Here is a 25,112-nt window from a genome sequence, read left to right on the forward strand (position 1 = left end):
TTATTACTAAGACTCATTTGCGTATTTAAGGCCCCATTGGGCACGAATGGTATCCATGGTTGTTATCATGGCTAAGGTTTTAGCCAGTGGTAAAGTATCACTTTGGCTTTTACCTTGGCGAATACATTGCATGGCGTCAGCTATTTCAAAGGTAAAACTTTCATCTTCATCAAAAGGAAACTCTAACGTTTGAACCGCTTCGTTGCCTATATACAGTTGTAATGTTTGAGCGGCAAGAAAATTCGGCAATCGGATATAGCCTTTACTGCCTGATATAATCGCTTCGGTCGGCGCATTATCTATAAAAGAGGAGGACAGCACTGCTCGTTGTCCTTGTGAATATTCAAGTAGATAAAAAGAGCTTTCATCAACCTCTGTTTCCCCTAGCACTGCAGAGCTCTTTATTTTCGTTGGCTGTTCATTAAAAACAAGGGCCGCTAAGGTTAATGGGTAAATACCTAAATCGAGCAAAGCTCCACCGGCAAGATCTTTGTTTCTTAATCGATGTTCAGGAGAAAAATCTCCAGAAATACTGAAATTAGCTTTAACTGTTTGCACATCGCCAATAACGCCTTGTGCTAACAAAACGTTTAAATGCTTAATGGCCGGTAAAAATCGAGTCCAGACACATTCCATCATGAAACATTGTTGCTTTTTAGCTAAAGCTACCAGTATTTTTGCTTGTTGCGCGTTGACAGTGAAAGGTTTTTCACAAAGTACATGTTTACCTTTTTCTAAACAAAGTTTAATGTTTTCAAAGTGAAAATTATGCGTGGTAGCGATGTAAACGGCATCAATTTCAGGATCAGAGGCTAAAGCTTCATAGTTAGTGTAAGCGCGTTCAATGCCAAATTTTTTAGCGAATGCTTCCGCCCGTCCTGCGGTGCATGACGCACCAGCAAGCAGGTTGCAATGCGCTAACCTTTGCACACCTTTAACAAATAATTGAGCAATGCTCCCACAACCAATAACCCCAAAATTAATCTGTTTAATATTTTACCCCAGTACTTTTTAGATTTATTTTAAGATATAAATTACCTTATAATACGGTCACTTGTAAGCCGTCACCTGCTTTACCAACATAGATAGACGCCTGAATATTAAAGCGAGAAAAATAGTGTTTCTCTACGGCATTTTTAATCTTATCGATATCTGAATGGCGACATAAGCAGACAATTGCTCCGCCAAAACCACCGCCTGTCATACGGACAGCGCCTTCATCACCCAACGCTTTTTGACATATGTCCACCAAACCATCAGTTTCAGGTACGGTTACTTCAAAATCATCTCTTAAAGATTGATGAGAAGCCGTCATCAGCTCTCGTAACCTTGGCATATCATTGTTTTTTAAAGCTTGGGTTGCCTTAATTACACGTGAATTTTCAGTGATAACATGATGAGCACGTTTATACTCATTGTTTGACATTGCAGAACGAGCAGCATTTAATTTTTTAATGTCGGCATCACGTAAAGTAGCAATAGACATTTTTTTTGCGGCTTGTTCACAATCAATTCGACGTTGATTATATTCACTATCAACCAATTTCCTAGGATAATTTGAATTAACGATGACAATAGATAAATCTTCAGGAATTGCGACTGACTCAGTTGTTAAACTTTGACAGTCAATGAGTAATGCTTGGCCTTTTTGTCCGTTAGCAGACACGAGTTGATCCATAATGCCACACTGACAATTCATAAAATCATTTTCAGCTTCTTGGCCTAATAGTGCAATCTCTTCACCTGACAAATTCAGTTGGCATAGATGATTGAAAACACCTCCGACAGCAACTTCTAAAGCGGCAGAAGAGGATAAGCCACTGCCTTGTGGTACTGTACTATCAATGAGTAAATCAACGCCAGATAACAGATGGCCTTGACGTTTTAATACATACGCCACGGCGCGAATATAGTTACCCCATTGAGAATCACCATGGCTGATTTCGTCATCAATACTAAATTTTTCACATTCCCCAGGGTAGTGTAACGAGTGAACAATAACTTGATTATCATCACGTTTTCTAAAAAGTATTCTTGTCGTGAATTCCAAGGCACAAGGTAAAACAAAACCGTTATTATAATCGGTAAATTCACCTATTAAATTGACACGTCCCGGTGCTGTAGCTAAAGCTTCCGCGGGCTTTTTATAAAGTTGTTCAAACTTAGTATTTAATAAATCAACTGGCATGAGTTTGGTCTTTTTTATAGTGAGAGGTACTGGCTGAACGTAATATTTTAGCAGCGGTTTCAGCCGTTAAGTCTCGTTGACTCTCTGCTAGCATTTCATAGCCAACCATGTGTTTTTTAACCGTTGATGAACGTAATAGTGGCGGATAAAAATGGGCGTGTAAGCGCCAGTGGCTATTGTCGTTAAGGTTTTCAGGTGCATTGTGCCACCCCATAGAATAGGGGAAACTGCAATTAAATACATTGTCGTAACGTATAGTCAATTCTTGCAATGCTTGAGCTAAGCTATTTTTATGTTGTTCATTTAATTGACCAAAGTGTTGAATATCGTCTTTAATAACTAATAAGGTTTCAAAAGGCCAAGCCGCCCAAAATGGCACAACCACTAACCAATGCTCATTTTCAACTACTATGCGATCCTTTTGTAGAATTTCATGTTCTACATAGTCAGCTAATAATGCTTTCCCATGGTTTTGCTGATAAGTCAGTTGTTGCTGATCTTCTTGTGCTATTTCAGTTGATAAATGTTGATGTGCCCATATTTGTCCATGTGGATGTGGTTGAGAGCAACCCATTACGGCACCTTTATTTTCAAATATATTAACGCAAGCATAAGTTTTTGCTAATTCAACATAGTTTGATTGCCAAGTATTCACAACCTTTTCAATTTCAGCAACCGTTAATTCGGGTAGTGATTTGTTATGATCGGGAGAGAAACACACAACTCTACATTCACCATTGGCAATATTGGCCTGAAATAAGGGATGTCGACCATCACTTTCTTCAACGAACTCAGCTTGTTTTTCGGTCAATGCACCAAAGTCATTAATAAAAGCATAGGTATTTTGATAATTAGGGGTTACTGCATTGTTTGCTCTGTCATTACCTGGACATAGCGGGCAACTTGCATCGTATTTGGGTAATTCATCAACTGCTTCTGCTTCTGTAGCGCCTAACCAGGGACGATTATTTCTGTGTGGTGAAACTAAAACCCAGTCTCCGGTTAATGGATTTTTGCGACGATGTGTACATTCTAAATTTTTCATATTAATCTTCCAAGCCGTTAGGGTATTTTGATTGCCAACGCCAAGTATCGTCAGTCATTGCTTTAATGTTTAGTTTGGCTTTCCAGCCTAGTTTTTCTTGTGCTAATGATGCGTTAGCAAAATTACTAGCGATATCACCAGTACGTCTTGGCGCAAACTTATAATTGATTTCAACATTTGCTGATGATGAGAAAGCAGTGATTATTTCTAAAACCGTGTAGCCTTTACCAGTACCTAAGTTATAGACAAGTGATCCTGAATCTTTTTGGTGTGTTGAAAATGCGGCAACATGTCCTTCAGCTAGATCCATAATATGAATGTAATCTCGGACGCCAGTACCATCTTCTGTGTCATAGTCGTTTCCAAAAATGTTAACAAATTCACGTTGGCCAACAGCTGTTTGCGAAATATAAGGCATTAAGTTATTAGGAATGCCGGTAGGGCTTTCGCCGAGTAAACCACTAGGATGAGCCCCCGCAGGGTTGAAATATCTAAGCGCAATGGCAAGGTTCTGCTCATTAGCTAGGCACCAATCATTTAGAATTTGCTCCACCATAACTTTTGTCCAACCATAGGGGTTTGTCGCAGTTATTGGGTGCTTTTCATCTATAGGTAGATACTGAGGATCGCCATAAACAGTCGCCGAGGAACTAAATATTATTTGCTTAACTGCTGACTTTTGCATCGCAGTAAGTAGAGTGATGGTGCCTGATACATTATTATCGTAATAGCGTAATGGTTGCTCAGTTGACTCGCCAACAGCTTTTAAAGACGCGAAATGAAAAACAGCTTTAATATTGTAATCGTTTAATGTGGCTTCGAGCTTATCCCTATTATTAATATCACCTTCTACAAATTCAAAGGTATGGTTGGCAATAACTTTTAACTGCTCCAATACTTTAATACTTGAATTCGACAAATTATCGTAAATAATAGGGGTAAAACCTGCTTTATATAACGCTAAACAAGTATGACTGCCTATGTAACCCATTCCACCAGTAACTAATATATTCATTATCAACGTTTCTTATAAATCTTATTTATAAGATAAATAATAATAGTGTAAATAGCAACTGTTATTTGTTGGATTCTCAGTTGTTCAGTTGATCAGTTATGCTGTGTGTAGATAAGCTGGTGAGAAAACAACAAGAGTAGTTAAAGCTAATGTACATAACATTTTCCTTGCATAAAGTACTTCAGTTGATTTGATTATTGCCTTTATACTTAGCCATTATTAGGGATTTGTTGCAGGGACAAGTATATCCAGCGAATGGAAAAATATGTGGTGTTATTGAACCTGGTATACCGATCACTGAAGTGATCTCAAAAAATAAATACCGCATGAATATTCCATGCGGTATTCGCTTTTAAGTAGGGACTTAAATAAGCCACTACTCACTAGAATCAATGATAGTTTACGTTAAATGCTTAGGCTACTTTCAATCATGCTGACTTTTTTTTGCAATAATTGTTGGCTCAGCGTTAAGCTAGTTTGTTATTTCATTAACTTACTGCTATCTGAAGATGTTGCTGAAGCAAAATCGTTTTGTTCGTATAAAAATACTTTAAGACTTATGCGTCTGCGGCAGCAGTACCTGTGCCATTGCTCCCTTGATGCCAGCAGCTATACCTACAACGTCAAATAACGCGCTTTCTTCTTTCATTTTTTATCCTAATTAAAGCTAATTTGTGTGATAAATAAGATGTTCGTTCTTTACGCTTTTATTTTCGTTTAAGTTCGAATTTAGTCGTTAATATTCACTACCTAAGGGAGGGGGCGTTTTTTACAGCATGAAATGACTTAGCTAATTGTTATTTAGCAGGTTATCAATCAATGATATACATTAAATAAATAAAATTAGTTGGCTTTATTAGTCAGTTTTCCTGGTTAAGTTTAGAGACTAAACGATATGAATTGATATGTTGTTATTTAAAAGTATCTCTTCTATTTTTATCGGCGGTTTTGTATCAGAAAATAAATGGTCGATTTGAGTCATAATATTATCCTGTTTTATCATTGCGTCTTGAGCAAGTTTTAATTGAACCGCGGCAAGAGAACATTAGTTGAGTTATATATTATAGCTTGAGCAACACGAACTTCTCTAAGATAAACGCCAAGTAAATAACCATTATTACTAATTCCACTGATGCCAATAATATCAAAATATATTTACAGCTGATTTATAAAATCATCAGTAGCTTTACCAATAGTGCCACTATCTCAATGTCTAATGTCTCTAGCAGTAATAATAGCGCTAAAGTATTATTTAGTAAGTAAAATGTTATCGGCATGAATTTTGTTTTTGACTATATTTAAGGCTTTATGATTAAGTAAAGCACGAGTGATAGTTTCTGTAGTGGTACCTATATTAATAAATAAAGCAGCCACATTAAAAGTCATTTTTACTAACTTACAAGCGATACTCTATTTCGCTGCTAAATTTGATATATTACGCGACTGGTATGAGGTTTTTTCAGTAGTTGAAGAATTTTATGCTCCACCATGATGACGGATAATTATACCTAAGCTAGCGAGTAAGTTAAGATCTCTTCGAATAGTTTAAGGTGTTACACCAAAATTTTTACCCATTCATCGATAATTATAAAGACTTTTGCATTAACTAAATCTGCTAGTGCAGTTTGGCGTTGATTGAGCGCCGTAAAGGCGGCCGCTATTATTTAAAAGTTGAAATATAATAAAATTATCTCAGATGATAGATGTTTTTAAAAAAATATTATTACAACGGAATGTTCGAAAATGAAAATATTGATTGCCAATTTTAAAATAAATGTGCATTATCGAATGAATGTTTTTATTAAGTAAGATAAATAGTGACGATGTTGAGATTCATATTATCTATAGATCAAGGTACAACTAGTTCAAGAGCCATACTTTTTACTGAGCAAGGTAAAATTCATGCTGTAGCGCAGGAAGAGTTTGCTCAACACTTCCCTCAAGATGGTTGGGTTGAACATAATCCAAATGATATATGGAAAACAGTACTCAACACTTGTCGAAAAGTACTTGATGAAAATAATATACAGGCGAAAGAGATAGCAGCTATAGGCGTTACTAACCAACGAGAAACAACTTTAGTGTGGGACCGTAATACGGGTGAAACTCTCTATAACGCAATTGTCTGGCAGGACCGTCGCACTTCTGAGTATTGCGAGTCAATAAAGTCTCCTAGCATAGAAACGCTTATTAATGACAAAACCGGTTTATTGTTAGACCCATATTTTTCAGCAACTAAAATTCGTTGGATACTCGAAAATATAACTGGTGCGAAAGAAAAGGCAGCAAGGGGAGAGCTTGCTTTTGGTACTGTCGATACTTTTTTGTTATGGCATCTTACCAATGGCACAGTTCACCGAACAGACGCCACTAATGCTTCAAGAACAATGATTTTTAATATTCACGATCAACAATGGGATAAAGAATTACTCGAATTATTCAATATTCCACCATCTATGTTACCTGAAGTAATGGATTCATCAGATGACTTTGGCTATACGGATAGTTCATTGTTTGGTGATGAAATTCCAATTTTAGGGATGGCTGGAGATCAACAGGCTGCTTTGTTTGGCCAAGCTTGTTTTGAGGAGGGAATGGCTAAAAGTACTTATGGTACAGGTTGTTTCTTAATGTTAAATACTGGTGATAAAGCTTTAAAATCCAAAAACAAACTGTTAACTACCGTGGCGTATAGACTCAATGGGAAAACCACCTATGCCATTGAAGGGAGTATTTTCATGGCTGGCGCCACAATTCAATGGATACGTGATGGTTTAAAGTTAATTAATAGTGCATGCGAAACTGAGTCAATTGCTGAAAAGATGCCCTTGGACCATGGTGTGTTTTTAGTGCCAGCATTTACGGGGTTAGGCGCTCCTTATTGGGATCCTAATGCGAGAGGGGCCATTCTTGGCTTAACCCGTGATTCAGGGATAAATGAGATTGTTACAGCGGGCTTACAATCGGTTTGTTATCAAACGAAAGATTTACAAAAAGCAATGGAAAGAGATGGTCTTAGACCTACACTGATTCGTGTTGATGGTGGAATGGTTGCTAATAATTGGTTGTTAAGTTTCCTTTCAAGTATTCTTGGCGCAACCGTTGATCGTCCTGAAATAATTGAAACGACAGCGCTGGGGGTTGCATATTTAGCAGGACTGAAGGCTGGTATTTTTAACTCAACTGAACAGTTGGCTAATATGTGGCACTGTGATCAACGTTTTACGCCAGAACTTGATAACCAGCAGCGTAATGCATTGTATGGAAAGTGGTTAGACGCAGTAAAAAAAGTACAAAGTTAATTTCAGATACACTATCATTTTTTATTATTAAAATTTTTTAATTTAGGTATATGTAGATGATTTTTATATATTGATGAAATCAATAGTTGTTAAATTTTATTAAATAAAAATCTATGTCTTGTGCTGTTTTAGCATAAATCATATTTAAAAATCCTTAAATACATTAGTTGGCTATGCAAATAATAGTTGATATTATTACTCAATTAATGTATTTATATGATAAATAAGCTTTATAGGTTAAGTAGGTTTAGTAGCTTTTAAAGTATAAAAGAAAAATGTAGAAAAAACATTATAATTAAAATAACGGGGAATAAAATGTATACAAGCAACATTTCAAAATTCAATAAACGAACGGCAATCGCTATAGCTGTTGCAGGTGCGTTAACTAATGCTAGTGCATATGCTGCTGAAAATGATAGCAGTGTAAAAAAGAAAGAAAAAGAAGCAGAAATTATTGTCGTAACAGGTTTTCGTAGCAGTTTAAAAGCATCAATGCTGAACAAAAGAGAAGCTATAAATGTTTCAGATGGTATTACAGCTGAAGATTTAGGTAAATTTCCAGACCAAAATGTCGCAGAGTCTTTGCAGCGTATCACCGGTGTTTCAATCGATCGAAGCGGCGGTGAAGGGCAATACGTTTCTGTTCGCGGTTTTGGCCCACAGTTTAATATGGTTACGGTTAATGGCCGCCAAATGGCAACAGAAAACTCAGGTCGTGAATTTAGTTTTGATACGTTAGCAGCAGAACTTATCACGGGTGCTGATGTTTATAAAAGTCCGACAGCAGAAATGCAAGAAGGTGGTATAGGTGCAACGGTAAATATTAAGACTGCTCGTCCATTCAATTTTGAAGGCTTTAAAGCTGCAGGTTCTGTCAAAGGTGTTTATGATGATTTAAGTGGTGAAACATCACCGCAAGTTTCTGGTTTAATCACTAATACCTTTATGGATAATCGTTTAGGGGTACTTGTTTCTGCTTCTCATCAACAGCGTGATTCACAAACTAACATGATGGAAACTCGATATTATCGCCCAGGTGTTAATTTCACTGCTCAAAATGGTAAAGAGTTTAATAACGTCAATGTACCACAAAACTTCGATATTGGTGTTGATGAGCAAGAGCGCACAAGAACAAGTGGAACAGCTGTCATTCAATACGCACCAAATGATGAGTTAACATTAACTTTTGATGGGTTAATTTCTAAGTTTGAAGTGGATTCACAAGCGACTAATGCAGGTCACTGGTTCTCTGAAGGCAATTTTATTGATGCTGAAGTAGATGAAAACAATACCGTTGTTTATATTGAAAATTCAAATGCAGGAGCGACTGACTTTATTCGTCGTTCATTTGGTCGTGAAGTTGATATGAACGCTTTTGGCCTTAATATAGAATATATGGTCAATGATGCACTTACCATGACTGTTGATCTATCGCGTTCAAATGCGCAAGAAAATAGTGGTGGTAAAGAATTCTTTAATGTTATTGGTTATAACAACGCTTATACATGGGATAACCGCGCAGGTGGCGATGCGCCAACACTAAGTGTTGCTGGTGGCGATGCTGCTTTATTAAATGCAGAAGCTGGTAAAGCTCATTATAATGAACGTAATGGCTGGGATCGTGATGATCAACTTAATGAATACCGTGTAGATTTTGAATGGGAAACTGGACAGGATACTTTTACTCAAATGCGTTGGGGTGTTTATTCTCAAAATAGAACAAAAGAAGCATCACGACTTTTCGCAAGTGATTGTGGTGTTTATTGTGGTTACGGTACTGACGTATCATCAGCTTTGTTGACCCCTTACGTTGCCAATGATTTTTTTGCTGGCGTACCTAACACGTGGTTAACTTACGACCCAGCAGAATATGGCGCATATCGCGCATCATTAGACCCTATTACAGGTGAAGCTTATAACAACCCAACTAGCCAGTCTGATGCTTATACTGTTGAAGAAGATGTCGTTAGTGCCTATGTAGACTTTATCTTTGAAGGTGAACTAGGAGATATGCCTTGGACAGTAAATGCAGGTGTTCGTTACTCAAAAACCGATGCTAATTTATCAGGTATCACACGTGAACTTGTTGATTTAGAGCCAATACCAAATGACCCTTCAGATTTAAATGAAATTTATGCTGCAGGCGATAATGGAACACCCGTTACTTCATCTAATAAATATACTAATATTTTGCCAAGTATGAATTTGAAGCTTGAGCTGACAGATGAGATGTTAGTACGTTTAGCTTATTCAGAAACATTAACACGCCCAACAATGAGTGCACTTAATCCAGCCGTTACTATTACCAATTCTCGTCCTAATAATAATCAAGCTTCGGGTGGTAATGCAGACTTAAAACCATACCTATCAACTAACTGGGATTTTTCTTACGAGTATTATTATGCAGATACAAGTAACTTTGTTCTAGCAGTATTTAGTAAAGAAGTTGATAGCTTCATCACGAGCACAGTCGCTAAAGAAGTGTTTAATTTAGAAAGTGGTAGCTATGATTTTGATGTGCGTCGTCCAAGAAATGGTGACGTAGTCGAAGTTAATGGTTTGGAAATAGCATGGACTCATACTTGGGAGTCAGGTTTTGGTATTCAGGCGAACGCTACTTTTGTTGACAGTGATGCAACAATTGATGATAGTGCTTCAGAGTCGTTTGCTTTGGAAGGTTTAGGTGACTCACAAAATATTATTGCGTTTTATGAGAAAGGCCCTTTTCAAACACGCATCGCCTATAATAAACGTGATGAATTTCTGCAAAATTTAGTTAGCCCTTTTGGTGGTTCAGAACCACTTTATACAGAGTCTTATGCTCAGTGGGATATCAGTGCTAGCTACGACATTAATGAAACGATCACCCTCTTTGGCGAAGGTATTAATATTACTAATGAAGAGACACGACGTCATGGACGCCATCAAAATCAATTTGTTCGTTTAGAAAGTACAGGCGCACGTTGGGCTGTAGGTGTTCGTGCCAGCTTTTAGATTAAGTTGATAGATACACGTTTTATTGGGGGTCTATGACCCCTTTTTTTATATTATATTTTGATAATATAAAAAGATAAATACTTATTAAGGCGGTTATATGACAGACCCAATAAAAAAAATTATTATTGTGGGAGGAGGCGCTGCAGGTTGGTTATCAGCGGCACTTCTCGCAAAACAGTTTGAAAGTAAAACTTCTTCAATATCTATTACTTTAATAGAATCAAGTGATATACCAACGGTAGGAGTGGGTGAAGGAACTTGGCCAACTATGCGTAATACGTTACGGAAAATCGGACTGGATGAAAATGTTTTTTTACGTGAATGTAATGCAAGTTTTAAACAAGGAAATCAGTTCATAGGTTGGTGTAATGGGCAGGAAGACGATAAGTTTTACCATCCATTCTCAGCGCCGCAAGCACATGGTAAATTTGATTTAAGTCCTTACTGGCTGCAAGCAAGTAAACAAAACTTTGCTAGCAGTGTCTGTTTTCAACCCCTGTTATGTGACCTAAATCTCGCCCCAAAAAGTATGACGGATAAACAATTTCAAGGTCAGGCAAATTATGGCTATCACCTTGATGCTGGAAAATTTGGCCAGTTAATTAAAGAACATACGGTAGATAATTTAGGGGTAACTCATGTTATTGGTACTGTCGAACAAGTCAAATTAGATGAGCATGGCAACATCAAGCAAATCGAATTAAATGACAGTAAAAATGTCTCGGGTGATTTTTTCATCGATTGCACAGGATTTTCTAGCTTATTATTGGGGCAGGCACTTAATGTACCCTTTATACAAAAATCAGATGTTTTATTAGCTGATAGAGCGTTAGCAGTTCAAATACCTTACGATGATGAAGAATCTCCAGTAGCCTCTCATACTAAGTCTATCGCTCAAGATAGTGGTTGGATATGGGATATAGGATTAAGTAACCGACGTGGCGTTGGTTATGTTTATGCAAGTGAATACACAACAAAAGCACAAGCAAAGCAAACGTTAGCAGATTATATTGGTGTTGAAAGCGATCAACTTAATGTGAAAGAAATTGAGTTTACTGCAGGACATCGCGAAAAGTTTTGGCATAAAAACTGTGTCGCTATTGGACTTTCTGCTGGATTTTTAGAGCCTTTAGAAGCAGCAGCATTAATGTTAATTGAAATTTCTGCTGAACAAATTGCCCAACAATTACCAGGCTGTAAAAGTTTATTGCCCATCGTTGCCGAGCGTTTTAACCATGATATGGTCATGCGATGGCAGAAAATCATCGAATTTTTGAAGTTACATTACGTACTGAGTAAACGTGAAGAGCCTTTTTGGAAGGCGATGAGAGCTGAATCTTCAATGCCTACCCATTTATCTCAACAGTTAAAATTATGGAAATATCAGCCCCCTAATGAGTACGACTTTTCGAGTGCCGTTGAAACCTTTCCAGCAGCGAGTTATCTTTATGTACTTTATGGAATGGATTTTCAAACAGATCTATCTCAACGTGAACATTTAGTGTCTGAACAACAAATAGCAGATAAATTATTCTATTTAAATAAACAAGCTACGGTTCAAGTAAGTCAACGTTTACCTGACCACAGAGCCTTATTAACTAAAATTAAATATCATGACTTTCAAAAAGTTTAATTAAAATATAGAGTTTATATGACAACATTTACACCACTTAAACAGGCTTTGAAGAAAACTCTTACCATCAGTAAAGGGGTTGATTGGCATGACATCAGTTTACAAAATCAAGCACTAATAAGTGCTGATGAGTTTGTTCCTTCTTCGTCAAGTTACCCACTTTTTTTTACAAAAAGTAGCCATAACGGTAACTTCTCTTCAATAGCCTTACTCGGCTTGCAGCAAGACAATATATTCTTTAATGGGCAATTATCGAATGATGTAGCTTATCTACCAAAAAGCTTATCTCTGTTACCTTTTGGACTCGGTTCAGACCCTGACAGTGAACAGCAAATGACCTCATGTATTAATTTACACAGTCAGCTCATTAGTCTTGATGGAAAAGCGTCCTTGTTGAATGATGACGGATCAAACAAAGAAAGACTAACTCATGTAAATCAAGCGTTATCTGCTGTTTTTGACGCTCATGTCAGTACCGAACATTTTATTGCTGAGTTATTAAAACACAATCTATTGATGGAGTTAGAGCTTCATATTAATTGTGATAATGGTGAAAATAAAGTTATAAAAGGACTTTATAGTATTAACGAAGAAAAACTGTCTCAGTTAACGGCAGAACAAAAGTTGTTATTTATAGAACGTGGGTACTATCCCCCAATTATGGCTATGCATGCTTCTTTAATACAAATAAATAGAATGATCAAGCTATACAGTCAGAAGAAGATTATGGATATTAATTCAATCAATATGAAGGTCGTTTAGCACGCTATAACCGTATTAATATGTCAATTAAATATAAAAGGCTATTAATAAAAAGATTAGTCACTTATTGGCTTTTGAATGTTTACAGATTGTTAGGTGTTCAAAAGTTAATATCAAAAAATCACATGTGTTCGCTATTAAATAGTGCCTACCCTATACTCAATTTGTTCCTTATTTTTAGGATTACTAAATGCGTTACCTACTCTACGTTTTTGTTATTATTAATCTTTTAAATTCTTCTCAATTAAAAGCTGAAGACGTGCTTACTATTGGTATTGCCGGAACAAACGGTGTTGCACGTGAAATGGTCTATTTATTAGCTGCGACATTTGAAAAAAATCCTAATGTTAAAATTAATTTTATTGTAAGAGAAGGTGAGTCCTATAAAAAAGATTTGAAAAAAATGTTATAGAAAGATACTGGGTATGATTTGGTATTTTGGATGGCAGGAGAGAGATTTCATAAATATATACGCCTTGATCTTGTTACGCCTATAACGGATATTTGGCAAACGCATCAATTAAGTCATAAATTTTCAGACAACCTCAATAATGACATTCCGTATAATCAGCAAATTTATGCCATTCCTTTTTCTCGCTATCAATGGGGAATGCTTTACAACAAAATGCTCTTTGAACGATTATCACTTCTCCCACCAAAAAATTGGCAGCAATTTATAGATTTACTGACAGTATTGAAAAGTGAAAAAATCATTCCTATTTATGTCGCTTCAAAATACAGTTGGGAAATTAGTGCCTGGTTTGAATTTTTAAATTTACGATTAAATGGATATGACTTTCATCAGTGATTTATTAAAGGAAAATCGCCTGTTGATTCAACGAAAATTCGATTGGTTTTTAAATATTGGCAAGCGTTGATAGAGTCAGGTTCTTTTCTTGTTCAAAAGCAATCTAGTTTAAGAGATGGCCTACCATATCTTTACAGAGAGCTTGGTGGTTTAATGTTAGCGGGAAGTTATGTTACTGCTTTTATACCACCCAAAAATTTGGATGAAATTGGTTTTTTTTCATTTCCTTAAATCAACCCGCAGGTAGAGAATGTCGAGATTTCCCCTGTGGATATTGCTTTTATAGCAAAGCGGTCGAAGAATAAGGTGCTCGCTAAAAAGTTGCTTATTTTTTTATCATCAAAGTCTGCTCAAGAAAAATTTAATAGAGGCAGTCATTTTCTACCCGCGAATAAATTCTCTGATATACCTAAGAATGATATTTTTCAATCGGTACAACAATCTTTGAATAATTTACGTCAACAAACCTTGTTTTTTAACAGAGAAGCAGAAGAAAAATTTGTACAACAAAATATGTCTATTTGGCGTGATTTTATTTATAACTCAGATATAAATAAAACTATTAAAAAATGGAAGAGGCTCGATTAAGTTTATTATCACGGTCTCGTTATGAAAATTTTAATAACTATTAAAAAATAGAGTCACTCGCACTTTATTGAATGACTCTATTCTTAAAGATTTTCGCTTAAGTTAATGCTGTTTCTTCTTCGCTTTTTGAGAAAGAAAAACTCGCTTTATTTTTAAATACAAAGCGATTTACCATTAAGGCAAATGATACACATGAAATTAATGTGACAAACATTAAGTGTATGTAATGTAATCCGAAGGGCGCATGAAATGGTGAAAATTCAAATGATAATGAACCGTAAAGTAATACGCCAAAAAATACTGCCGCAATACCAGCGTTTGCATGTACTCCCTTAAATAATAAACCAACAATAAATATTGAGAGTATAGGCATACTAAATAACCCCCATAATTGCTGAAGTAAATTTATAATACTTTCAGCTTGTTGATAAACGGGGACAAGTGCTAACGAAACAATGGTTAGGCCAACGGTTATCCATGCACTTAACTTTGGTACGTTTATATCTTTATTAATATAAGGTTCATGGAAGTCACAAACATACAAAGCGGTTGCAGAGTTTAAATTACTATTATAGGTTGAGAGCACGGCAGCAGCCATTGCAGCGGCAAAAATTCCAGAGAGCCATCCGGGTAATAAATCCCCAACAATCTGACCATAAGCAGTGTCACCGATATCTCCGTAAAGTTTAAAAGAGATTATTCCTGGAATAACGATTATGGCAGGGACAATAATAATTCTAATAATTACCGCAGCAAAGACACCTTTTTGGGCTTCCTTAAGGTTAGGGGCTGCCATTGCTCTTTGGGTGATAACTTGGTTTGTTCCCCAATAGAACATTTGAATAAAAATCATACCTGTTAGTAATGTATGCCAAGGTATTGGAGAATCATTGTCACCAATAAGGGTTAGTCTTTCCTCTGGAATGCCTGAAAAATCATAATCAATGGCATTCAACGCCAGAAATAAAACGACAATAGCCATACCGAGAAGCAATACACCAGAATAGGTATCTGATACCGCAACAGCTCTAAGCCCACCAAATATGGCGTACATTGCGCCTAACGTAGCGAAAGCAGTAGCAATGTACATTAAAGGAATGTCGACTTTGAACATTGTCTGCATAAATAATGAACCAGAATAAATTACTGCAGGACAAAATATTAATGCACTACTGAGAAAAAACATCCCACCGATAACAGCACGAATATGTTTGTTATTATAGCGTTTCTCTAATAGCTCCGTGGTTGTGGTGCAGTTGTATTTATAATAGACAGGCAAAAAAACCTTTGCGAGAAGTATCAAACCAACAACAGCGGCAAACTCCCACCATGCTAACAAGGCCATTTGTGTGCCGTTTGATCCTACTAATTGATCAGTACTTAGGTTTGTGAGTGTTATTGAACCGGCTACAAAGTACCATGCTAACCCACCACCCGCTAAAAAGTACTCTTTATTTTGTTGGTCTTTTCCCTTTCCTCTACCGTGTCCTCTGCACTTTAAATAAGTTAAAAATGCAATTAACATAGTGATGAATAAAAATACGCCTATTTGAATATTCACTGATTCCCCTTACTAATCTTTGTTAGTTATTTAGTTATTTACTTACTTTGATAATAGCAACATCATAAGGAGCCATAGAAGCTTGCCCTAACAGGTATGTGCCCATATTTTTTGCTGGGAATGTTTGTGCTATTCCTGCGTAGTTAAAGATATAAGCGAGATCACCACGATGAACAATCCGCATATCTTTAGGTAACCTTACTGTGGCGATATCGAGCTCTGTTGCTAAGTGCTCAAATTGTTCAATTAGAAAGTCATCACAAGTTAAGGTGGCGATATAGCTTGTATTATCATGACGAACCACCGCGGGTGATTGATCGTGATATCTAGCGTCAACGATAACGTCTTTGGTTATTTCTAACTCTTCACGCCAACATCTGCTTTCAAACGTTTTATCTTTATAATTCAATTGTTCACTACAATCTGGACGAATGGTTTCAGTTGACAATACTTTGATGGGCAACAAGGCTTGAAGTTTACCCGGAGGTAAGTTCGGTGCTAATGAAAGCTCGTCGGTTTTCCCCCCTGAACGTGGGCCAAAAACAAAATGAGCATTCGAGTTTTTACATTTTTCTATGAAAGCATCGTCGACAATCGGTAAGCATGGAGCAAGAATTAAATCGTATTGGCTAAAATCACCTTTAATCGAAATAAAATCTACTGCTAGACCTAATTGGCGCAATGCTGAATAGTAGGAGAACTCTATTTGTTGGTGGTTGTAACTGTCGCCTTGGCGTTCAATTTCACTCACCCATTGGTTAGTCGTACCTGATAATATAGCAACTCTTGCTTCTACAGGTGCATCGATAGAGAAGTCTACGGTTTTTAACTCTTCGCGCATTTGTTCGATTTCTGCCCATGCGGCTGATTTTGAATTATCATTTCTTTTAACGCCCGCATGCATTTGCTCTTGAGCAAACGGTGCTTGGCGCCAACGAAAATAACAAACACAATCTGCTCCGTGTGCAAAAGCTTGCCAAGACCACAAACGTACCATGCCTTTTTCTGGACGAGGATTGTGATGTGCCCAATTTACAGGGCCAGGCTGTTGTTCCATGATCCAAAAGTTCTTTTTACTGATACCGCGACTTTGATCAAAGTCATAACTGGCAAAGTCAGGGTGGCCAGTACGCATATAAGGTTTGAATTCTTTAGCGGGTTTATCTTTAAAGAACATGTCAGATCGACCCAGTGGATAATTATCATAACTGACAAAGTCTAAATTTTCAGCGAGGGCATAATTGTCAGTTTGGGTGTCCACCATAGGAATAAAGTTATGGGTGACAAACCTATTCGGTGCATATTGGCGAATTATCGCTATCATTTTGTTATGAAACTGGATCACCTGATCTGAGCTAAAACGTCGATAAGCTAATTGGTGAGCAGGGTGAGTCTCTGTAACCGCTAATATAGGGAGTTCAATTTGATCGAAGCTTTGATATTCCATTGACCAAAAAACGGTGCCCCAATCGGTATTAAGTTTATCAATTGTTTTATAACGTGTTTGACACCAAGCATGAAATGCTTTTTTTGCTGCAGGTGAACCACTGTGAGTGGTATCATGACATGCAATTTCATTATCAGTTTGCCAACCGCATATTGCTGGATGTTCACCATAACGCTTTGCTAAAACTTCAGAAATGCGCATTGCTTCACGAAAATAATTTTTGCTAGAAAAATCATAATGTCGACGTGAGCCAAAACCACGCTTTGTTCCTGTATTAATATCGATGGGTAAAATATCAGGATATTTATCAATCAACCACTTTGGTGGGGTCGCTGTCGGCGTACACATAATGACTTCTAAACCAGCATTAGCTAAAGTCTCTATTGCACGGTCTAACCAGTCGAAAGTATAAACACCTTCACTGAACTCTATTCTTGACCAAGCAAATTCGCCAATACGAACATAACGTAAGCCAAGCTCGCGCATTTCTTTAGCATCTTGTGCCCACATTTTTTCTGGCCAATGCTCTGGATAATAACAAACACCTAACATTTAATTTTTACCAATTTATTATTTGAAAGTATATTATGCATATTAACCTTATTTATATGATATATTCCAGTGAAATTATTAATGTGTTATCTTAAGGCATTCGTTTGGCAGTTCTTGATGCTTTAGATCAAATAATGCAATTCAGTAAATATATTAATCATAATTACATTCAATAAACTATAAATAAACTATAAATAAATTTGAATTTGAATTTAAATTTGAATTTGAAGGACGTTTACAATGAAATCACACCAACACTTTGTTCAGCTCAATAGTTCTAATGCTAGCTTAATCATTGATTACCATAGTAAAACACCCGCTATAATTTATTGGGGAAAGCTATTATCTAAACAAACCTCTGCAGATATGTTATCGCTACTGTCTACTCGCCAAGAAGCAAAATGTTCGTTGGTTATTGAAGCGCCTATTTCATTGTCTCCTCTTTTAGGAGAGGGTTTTACAGGATCTCCAGGTATTGAAATTAACAATGACGATTATGCATGGTCATTGGGTGGTGAACTTGTTGATATTATTCAGATAGATGAACATAAAGTTTGTTTTGAAACGCTAGATGATATTCGTCAAATTAAAGTAGTCCATACGCTTTCACTGCATCACGACACTGATGTGCTGAGCGCATATACTGAGTTAGTGAATCTGAGTGAACAATCAGTAACGGTTAATTGGTGTGCGACACCCACAATTCCGTTGTCTGATCAAATGAATAAAATAATGTCTTTTGAAGGACGATGGTCAAATGAATTTCAATGCCATTCACTTGACTTATTTCTGGGCAGTTTTGTACGTGAAAACCGTAAAGGAAAAACCTCTCATGACAACTTTCCTGGGATGGTAATGCACAATAATTTCACCCATGAACAAGCGGGTGAATGCTTCGGCTTTCATCTTGGTTGGAGCGGTAACCATAAAATGCGTGCAGAACTGTTACCTGAAGGTCGCAGTTATGTCCAATTAGGTGAATTATTAATGCCGGGAGAGATAGTATTGTTGCCGCAACAATCGTATCAAAGCCCAATACTCTATGCTGGCTATTCTGATCAAGGCTTTAGTGGCTTATCTAACTGTTTCCATCAATATGTTCGCAGTGAATTATTATCGCCAAAACTCAGCCAAAAGCCCCGTCCTGTACATTATAATACATGGGAAGGGATATACTTTGAGCATGATGTCGACACATTGAAAGAGCTTGCGAATAAAGTCGCAGGATTAGGAGCCGAGCGTTTTGTTTTAGATGACGGATGGTTTAAAGGCCGTCGTGGAGATTTTGCTGGTTTAGGTGATTGGGTTGTTGACAAAGAAATTTATCCTAACGGTTTATCGCCTCTTATTGATCATGTTAATCAACAGGGCATGGAATTTGGACTATGGTTTGAACCTGAAATGGTGAACCCAGACAGTGATTTATATCGCGCGCACCCTGACTGGGTTTTAGCAACAGCAGGTAATCAACAATTAAACTTTCGTAACCAGTTAGTACTCGATTTATCACGTAACGAAGTGGTTGATTATTTATTTCATGCGATTGATGACATTCTTACCGAATATCCTAAAATTGTTTATATTAAGTGGGATATGAATCGAGACATTAATCACGCAGGTAACGCACAAGGCAAGCCTGCTATACATCAACAAACAACAGCTTTATATCAATTAATTGATCGCATAAAGCAAAAGCACACACATGTTGAAATTGAGAGTTGTTCTTCAGGTGGAGCACGTGTGGATTATGGTGTACTGGCTCATACTGACCGCGTGTGGACCTCTGATTCGAATGATGCTTTAGATAGATTATCGATTCAACGAGGTTGCTCATTCTTCTTCCCTAGTGAAGTCATGGGCGCTCATATTGGGCCAAGAGAATGCCATATCACAGGTAGAATTGTCAGTATGGAAATGCGTGCTGCAGTGGCATTTTTTGGTCATATGGGGTTAGAAATGGACCCCAGAGAATTAACGGATGAAGACTGTGAACAGTTATCTACAATTATTGCGTTACATAAAAAGCATCGTCAATTAATTCACAGTGGTGAGTTAATTCGTTTGAATAAAGATGGTGACTCAATTAATTTTGGTATAATTAACCAGGATAAATCACAAGCACTTTTTGCTTATAATAGTATCCATGAAACGAAAAGAACTACGCCACCTAAGTATAAATTTGTCGGGTTATCTGCAGATAAAGTCTATAAATTAACACTGGTTTGGCCTACTAAACTTAAGGAATATTCACCTTCTGTTTTAAGTAAAATTCAGGGCAAAAACTTTTCGGGTGAAGCACTTATGCAGTTGGGCATGCAGTTGCCAGTATTATTTCCTCAGACGTCATTAATTTTTGAATTGAACGATACGCAATAACTGTTTTAAATATATTTGGATTTTTTAACGTCGACATAAAAGGGATTTAGTCGTTGAAATTTAAAAATTTCAGAAAATTTTTAATACAAAATGTTCAATACTGAAAGGGCATAAGCCATGTTTTGATTGATTCTCTTACAAAACATGGCTGAATACGTTTTAACCTTCTCGTTGAAAGCTTAAGCCTGCACTTTATTATTAAGTGAGCAACACCTTTGTAGTCAATAGTGTTTCGAGTATAAGCTAAGTTTCTTTAGGAGTAATAGACATTGATATTGTCATTCTTTCTTGAGGATTTAACGTCATAATACCCGTATTATCGATTCCGTTGTTTGACATATTTATAGCATCGGTACTGTGAGTAACAGGTTCAAAACAAAAGTAGTTTTGATTTTTTGGACTGTATACCACGATAAACTTACAGTTTGAAGACGTGGTTATATCGGCTTTAGCCTTCCATTCAGGCCAAACGATTGTCGCTGCAGCAGAAAAACCAGTAAATACATTATCTAAATTACTATTTGTTATTAATAACCCTTCCGGCTTAGCCAAAGATTTAGGCGCACCGATAAGTGTTGTTGGCATACTTTCGTCATCTACAGCCCACATCTGTTCGACAGAACATTTTAAAGATGTTTTTTTCGTTAAGCTAAAGTAAGGGTGTAATCCTAATCCTGCCGGCATTTTACTCGTTGAGTTATTCATTAATGAAAGTTCAATACTCAACGCACTGCCTTTCAGTGTAAAAACTTGTTGAGCGCTATAAGAGAAAGGCCATTCGGCTTGTTGATAATGATATTCGAGCGTTAAGTTAGTATCGGTTTGATGTATAACCTTCCAAGGTAATTGCCAACCATGCCCATGAATACTGTGCTTTTCAGGTAAATGATTCAGTGGAAGTTGACTACTTTTTTCTTGCCAATTTAAAAGACCATATTTAATACGGTTAGAATAGGGTACAAGCGGGAAACAGCTACTAGCTAGCACAGATTTTGCGTTATTGCTGTTTCTTAATATAGGTACAACGCTATTATGTAATTTGGCATCATAAGCCAAAATAGCTCCACCTAATTCAGGTAAAATCTCTACTTTAGCAATATCACTCTTTAAAAATATTGAGGCCATAATTTAGTTAAGTATTATTTATATGATAATTAAGTTAAATTAAAACACTAAGATGTAGTCTTGTCTAGTGATAAATTTAGGATAATTAAGGGTATTTTATGAAGACGAGTTAAAGCAAATTGTGCACTGAGGGTCTACTAAACCAGAAGCACCAGTTAACTGATAAATAAAGAGGTTACCTGATAAGGGTTCTTTGGTGAGAGCGGAACTAGATAAGCCTTGTTTAGCGCTAGTGACTATTAACCAATCTAAGTTTGCGCCTCCGATAGTAACACATGAAGGTTGTGATACGGGGAGCACTATTGATAAGTCAATTTCACCATTACAATTATATCTTATGACTTTACTGCTACCCCATTGCGCATTCCATAAGTAATCTTGGGCGTCTACTATTGAACCGTCAGGGAACGTTGCAGTGTTTGTGGTTGCAAATAGTTTTTTATTACTAATAGCTGCTTTTTCTTTACAAAAATCATATTGAAATATTTGATGGCTTGGAGAATCTGCATGATAGAGAATATCTCCTGCTTTGTTCCAACATAAACTATTAGAAATAAGTAAATCATCCATCTTTTTATGGCAGTTAAGTTGATGATCAACACAATATAATGCAGATTTTTGTTTGGTTGTAGATGCTGATTCAACCATTGACCCGGCCCAAAATCTGCCTTGCTTATCTACTCGACCATCATTAAGACGGTTACCCTTTATGTGAAGCTCTGGTTGATTTATCCAATCTATCTGAGATGTTATAAAGTTATATCGAGCAAAACCCTGTTCAAAGGCTGCAATGATTTGATTATTAACCGGAGTAAATGCAAAGCTGGCCATACGTTGAGGTAAGGTAAATTTTTCTAATACCTCACTGGAAATATAATATCGGTACAAATCACAGGCTTCAATATCGAGCCAATAAATAGCTTGTTGCTCGTCATGCCATAAAACGCCTTCACCTAACTGACATTGACAAGGAATAATTTTCAATAACGTAGCCGTTGTAGTACTCATTATGTTTGCCATTGTTTATTTATAGTAGTAGTGGGGGTTATATTGAGTACTTTATTTAATTTAATTACTTTAGCCATAGTTTCATCAAGAGAGTCATTACTTTGATATAAACTACTCCCAAAGCCTAAGGCACTAGCCCCAGATGATAACCATTGTAAAACATTACTTTGTGAAACACCCCCAACAGGAATGATATGTACGTCATTAGGTAAAACAGATTTTAGTGCCTTAACATGACTAAAACCGTAAGTTTGAGCGGGAAATAGTTTCAACCACCTTGCTCCAGCTTGATAAGCTAAAATGGCTTCGGTTGGTGTTGCTATTCCAGCTATAACATGTAAGTTTTTTGATTGGCAATAGTGAATTAAATCTGGGTCACAATGTGGTGAAACAATGAGTTTACCGCCAACATTTTCTATTTGTATAACTTGTTCTATGTTGAACACGCTACCAGCACCAATTAAGCAGTCATCAGGAAGAGCATTAACAAGTTTCTCAATCGACTTAATTGCTTGAGGCGAATTTAAAGGCACTTCAATGACACGGATCCCATGAGCGTATAAACATAGTGCTATTTCGACGACATCTTCAGGTGTTATACCACGTAAAATAGCAATGACAGGGTGCTTTTTAATATATTTTTCCAACGATAATCCTTAGTTAATAAACTATTAACTCTTTAATTTTGTTGGCTCGGTAATGCTAGAATCTGCTGGTATACTGCATTAAAACCTAATAAAGTCATATCAGTAACTTTGCACATATTTGTTTTGATGCCATGTATTTCCAGTACTTGTGAAAATTGCTGACTTAAGTGCTTAGCGCCTATTATAGAGACCTCACCTAATTCAGGTAAGTTCCATTCTTCAGCATTCATTGCTGCACGCACATCACTACCAATTAACAAACCTGATAAATATGAGGATGCTTGCGAATTAGTTAACTCTCCAAAAAGTTGCTTACTCCTGACACTAAATAAACCGTGAGTAAAACTACCTAATTCACTTTTTAACGTAAAGTCAGCGCCTTTTTTAAATGCAGGTTGATCGAATGTTGAATCACATTTTTTAATTAAAATACTGTGGTTGGTTAATAAGTCAAAAAGTTCACCTGTCATCGCTGTTTTAAAGAGTTCAACTTTACCTTCTTTAATCAACACCCATTTAGTATGTGTGCCTGGTAAACAAACTAGATGTGTCCCTTTAAATCTTTGAGTATCTTGTTGTAGCCACCCAAGCGTTTGCAGCTCTTCACCTCGCATCACATCATAATTATCATTACTTAAACGACAGCTCAACCCTGGAATAATAGTGATGTCATGGCCAGCACAAGTAAAGTTAACACCTTTTACTGCTATGCCTCCAAGTTTCGTTGGGCAAGGGAGGTAGTCAGTTTCTTTCCAACCAAGACTTGAGCCAATTTGTCCGATCATAAAAATAGGAACTTTGCCATATTGTGAAAGCCAAGGGGAAATACAGTCAAATAGGGTTTGTTCAAAGCTATGAATAACTTTATTTACCCCTAAGCTATTCGCTTTATCAACCAACGTCAGGGGGGTATCTTTATTTACTTTACATAAAAAAGCACGTAAATGGCTTGTTCCCCAATCAACAGCAACAATATATTCATGAATTAACAATTATGTTCTCCCGCCATCAATTATTATGTTTTGTCCTGTGATTAACGCACTATCATCCGAGGCTAAAAATAAGGCTAAATTTGCAACATCTTCAGGCAAAATCCTTGTTTTAAGCGCCATAGATTCAGTCCATTTGTCTTCTTCTTTATTCGTCAACCAGCTTGCTAATTGACGTTCAGTTGCTACCCAGCCTGGAACTATTGCATTAACCCTAATATTTTGATCACCAAATTCTTTTGAAAGGGCTTTGGTCATGCCCATTAATCCGGCCTTAGCGGTAACATAGCCTGTCATATGTTGTTGCCCCATTAATGCATTAATAGAGCTGAAGTTGATGATGCTACCTGAGGCATTTTTTTTCATAATGCTATATGCAGCTTGAGCAGAAAAAAAGGCAGGGTCTAGATTGACTTGCATACATTTATGCCAATCATGTGCCGAAATTTTTTCAATATCTTGACGGTTATCATTACCAACATTATTGACGAGTACATCTAAACTGCCAAAATTCTCTGAGGCATCGGTAATGGCTTGTTTTAATGATTCAGATTTTGTCACGTCAATCGCTCTAAACCACACATTACCGAGTGTGGTTGAAGGCAAGCTATTTATTAATTCTTCAGCTAGATTTTGATTTAAATCTATAAAGGCTACTTTTGCTTCTTGCTGCACAAACGCTTTAACCATAGACGCACCAATACCGCTGGCGCCACCAGTAATAAAAACGACTTTATCTTTTAAATTTTTATATTGAGTTGATAAACCCATTCCAATACTCCAACTAGTTAAAAAGGTTATATATTTTTCTTAATAGCAGAGAAAATATTATTATGCCTTGTATGGTAATCCCTCCACTTTAAAGGCGGTCGGTAGTAGACATTTTACTCTGTATTAGTTTAATTTTTTGAATTGGAGTAATACCGCCAATCACCATGTTAGGTCGCTAATGGTTATAAGTCTATAACCATTATGTTGCTCTGTTTTGTAACTCTCAATATCATGATAAATGTAATGACTGAGCTTAGTGATATCTTACGGTCCAATTTAAACGCTCAATATATGCGTT

At 36.7% G+C, this 25,112-nt stretch carries 21 protein-coding genes; 9 read left to right on the forward strand and 12 right to left on the reverse strand.

Going from position 1 to position 25,112, the window contains the following annotated elements; translation table 11 throughout:
* Nucleotides 1–6 precede the first annotated feature (6 nt).
* The 4 genes from H4J46_RS17505 to galE are packed head-to-tail and all read right to left on the reverse strand — an operon-like array spanning nt 7 to nt 4,248.
* Complete coding sequence (locus H4J46_RS17505) at nt 7–993, reverse strand: Gfo/Idh/MocA family protein (RefSeq protein ID WP_182233024.1); 987 nt, start codon at nt 991–993, stop codon at nt 7–9.
* 46 nt (nt 994–1,039) lie between these two features.
* Nucleotides 1,040–2,188 carry a galactokinase gene (gene galK / locus H4J46_RS07835; protein ID WP_182232973.1) on the reverse strand — a complete coding sequence of 383 codons (1,149 nt, stop codon included), beginning with the start codon at nt 2,186–2,188 and terminating at the stop codon, nt 1,040–1,042.
* Nucleotides 2,178–3,233: a UDP-glucose--hexose-1-phosphate uridylyltransferase gene (locus H4J46_RS07840; protein ID WP_182232974.1), complete on the reverse strand. Its 1,056-nt coding sequence runs from the start codon at nt 3,231–3,233 to the stop codon at nt 2,178–2,180. The genes galK and H4J46_RS07840 overlap by 11 nt, the downstream gene beginning before the upstream one ends.
* 1 nt (nt 3,234) lies before the next feature.
* The gene (gene galE, locus H4J46_RS07845) at nt 3,235–4,248 is read right to left on the reverse strand and encodes a UDP-glucose 4-epimerase GalE (RefSeq protein WP_182232975.1); all 1,014 of its coding nucleotides are present in this window, start codon (nt 4,246–4,248) and stop codon (nt 3,235–3,237) included.
* Between the two features lie 230 nt (nt 4,249–4,478).
* Between galE and H4J46_RS17195 the strand changes: the two genes are divergently transcribed.
* The gene (locus H4J46_RS17195) at nt 4,479–4,604 is read left to right on the forward strand and encodes a hypothetical protein (RefSeq protein ID WP_259365735.1); all 126 of its coding nucleotides are present in this window, start codon (nt 4,479–4,481) and stop codon (nt 4,602–4,604) included.
* A gap of 1,120 nt (nt 4,605–5,724) precedes the next feature.
* On the opposite strand, the gene H4J46_RS17670 is transcribed toward H4J46_RS17195, so the two are convergent.
* Nucleotides 5,725–5,790, reverse strand: coding sequence for a DeoR family transcriptional regulator (locus H4J46_RS17670; RefSeq protein ID WP_404851777.1), 66 nt, complete (start codon nt 5,788–5,790; stop codon nt 5,725–5,727).
* 281 nt (nt 5,791–6,071) lie between these two features.
* Here H4J46_RS17670 and glpK point away from each other — a divergent pair, with 281 nt between their 5' ends.
* From glpK to H4J46_RS07885, 7 genes are all read left to right on the forward strand, one after another.
* On the forward strand, nt 6,072–7,550 hold the full coding sequence (gene glpK, locus H4J46_RS07855; RefSeq protein ID WP_182232976.1) for a glycerol kinase GlpK: 1,479 nt from the start codon (nt 6,072–6,074) through the stop codon (nt 7,548–7,550).
* A gap of 315 nt (nt 7,551–7,865) precedes the next feature.
* The gene (locus tag H4J46_RS07860; RefSeq protein ID WP_182232977.1) at nt 7,866–10,544 is read left to right on the forward strand and encodes a TonB-dependent receptor; all 2,679 of its coding nucleotides are present in this window, start codon (nt 7,866–7,868) and stop codon (nt 10,542–10,544) included.
* Between the two features lie 100 nt (nt 10,545–10,644).
* The gene (locus H4J46_RS07865; RefSeq protein WP_182232978.1) at nt 10,645–12,180 is read left to right on the forward strand and encodes a tryptophan halogenase family protein; all 1,536 of its coding nucleotides are present in this window, start codon (nt 10,645–10,647) and stop codon (nt 12,178–12,180) included.
* Between the two features lie 18 nt (nt 12,181–12,198).
* On the forward strand, nt 12,199–12,942 hold the full coding sequence (locus H4J46_RS07870) for a SapC family protein (RefSeq protein ID WP_182232979.1): 744 nt from the start codon (nt 12,199–12,201) through the stop codon (nt 12,940–12,942).
* 190 nt (nt 12,943–13,132) lie between these two features.
* Nucleotides 13,133–13,354, forward strand: coding sequence for a hypothetical protein (locus H4J46_RS07875; protein ID WP_182232980.1), 222 nt, complete (start codon nt 13,133–13,135; stop codon nt 13,352–13,354).
* 18 nt (nt 13,355–13,372) lie between these two features.
* Nucleotides 13,373–13,750, forward strand: coding sequence for an extracellular solute-binding protein (locus tag H4J46_RS07880; RefSeq protein ID WP_259365736.1), 378 nt, complete (start codon nt 13,373–13,375; stop codon nt 13,748–13,750).
* A gap of 267 nt (nt 13,751–14,017) precedes the next feature.
* Nucleotides 14,018–14,338, forward strand: a complete 321-nt coding sequence (locus H4J46_RS07885; RefSeq protein ID WP_182232982.1) for a hypothetical protein — start codon at nt 14,018–14,020, stop codon at nt 14,336–14,338.
* Nucleotides 14,339–14,435: 97 nt separating this feature from the next.
* Here H4J46_RS07885 and H4J46_RS07890 read toward each other — a convergent pair whose 3' ends face one another.
* Nucleotides 14,436–15,863, reverse strand: a complete 1,428-nt coding sequence (locus tag H4J46_RS07890; RefSeq protein WP_182233025.1) for an SLC5 family protein — start codon at nt 15,861–15,863, stop codon at nt 14,436–14,438.
* Nucleotides 15,864–15,933: 70 nt separating this feature from the next.
* Nucleotides 15,934–17,898: a beta-galactosidase gene (locus tag H4J46_RS07895; RefSeq protein WP_182232983.1), complete on the reverse strand. Its 1,965-nt coding sequence runs from the start codon at nt 17,896–17,898 to the stop codon at nt 15,934–15,936.
* 240 nt (nt 17,899–18,138) lie between these two features.
* On the opposite strand from H4J46_RS07895, the gene H4J46_RS07900 reads away from it, so the two are divergent.
* Nucleotides 18,139–20,274 (forward strand): alpha-galactosidase, encoded by a 2,136-nt coding sequence (locus H4J46_RS07900; protein WP_182232984.1) that lies wholly within the window; start codon nt 18,139–18,141, stop codon nt 20,272–20,274.
* A 243-nt stretch (nt 20,275–20,517) separates the two neighbouring features.
* Here H4J46_RS07900 and H4J46_RS07905 read toward each other — a convergent pair whose 3' ends face one another.
* The 5 genes from H4J46_RS07905 to H4J46_RS07925 all read right to left on the reverse strand — a co-directional run bounded on the left by H4J46_RS07905 (nt 20,518) and on the right by H4J46_RS07925 (nt 24,814).
* Nucleotides 20,518–21,399 (reverse strand): aldose 1-epimerase, encoded by an 882-nt coding sequence (locus tag H4J46_RS07905; protein ID WP_182232985.1) that lies wholly within the window; start codon nt 21,397–21,399, stop codon nt 20,518–20,520.
* 96 nt (nt 21,400–21,495) lie between these two features.
* Nucleotides 21,496–22,407, reverse strand: a complete 912-nt coding sequence (locus H4J46_RS07910) for an SMP-30/gluconolactonase/LRE family protein (protein ID WP_182232986.1) — start codon at nt 22,405–22,407, stop codon at nt 21,496–21,498.
* Complete coding sequence (locus H4J46_RS07915; protein WP_182232987.1) at nt 22,407–23,054, reverse strand: 2-dehydro-3-deoxy-6-phosphogalactonate aldolase; 648 nt, start codon at nt 23,052–23,054, stop codon at nt 22,407–22,409. The genes H4J46_RS07910 and H4J46_RS07915 overlap by 1 nt, the downstream gene beginning before the upstream one ends.
* 32 nt (nt 23,055–23,086) lie before the next feature.
* Nucleotides 23,087–24,046, reverse strand: coding sequence for a 2-dehydro-3-deoxygalactonokinase (locus tag H4J46_RS07920; protein ID WP_182232988.1), 960 nt, complete (start codon nt 24,044–24,046; stop codon nt 23,087–23,089).
* On the reverse strand, nt 24,047–24,814 hold the full coding sequence (locus tag H4J46_RS07925) for an SDR family NAD(P)-dependent oxidoreductase (protein ID WP_182232989.1): 768 nt from the start codon (nt 24,812–24,814) through the stop codon (nt 24,047–24,049). It lies immediately after the preceding gene.
* Between the last annotated feature and the right edge of the window lie 298 nt (nt 24,815–25,112).

The organism is Colwellia sp. MB02u-6 (assembly GCF_014077095.1).
Taxonomy (GTDB): Bacteria; Pseudomonadota; Gammaproteobacteria; order Enterobacterales; family Alteromonadaceae; genus Cognaticolwellia.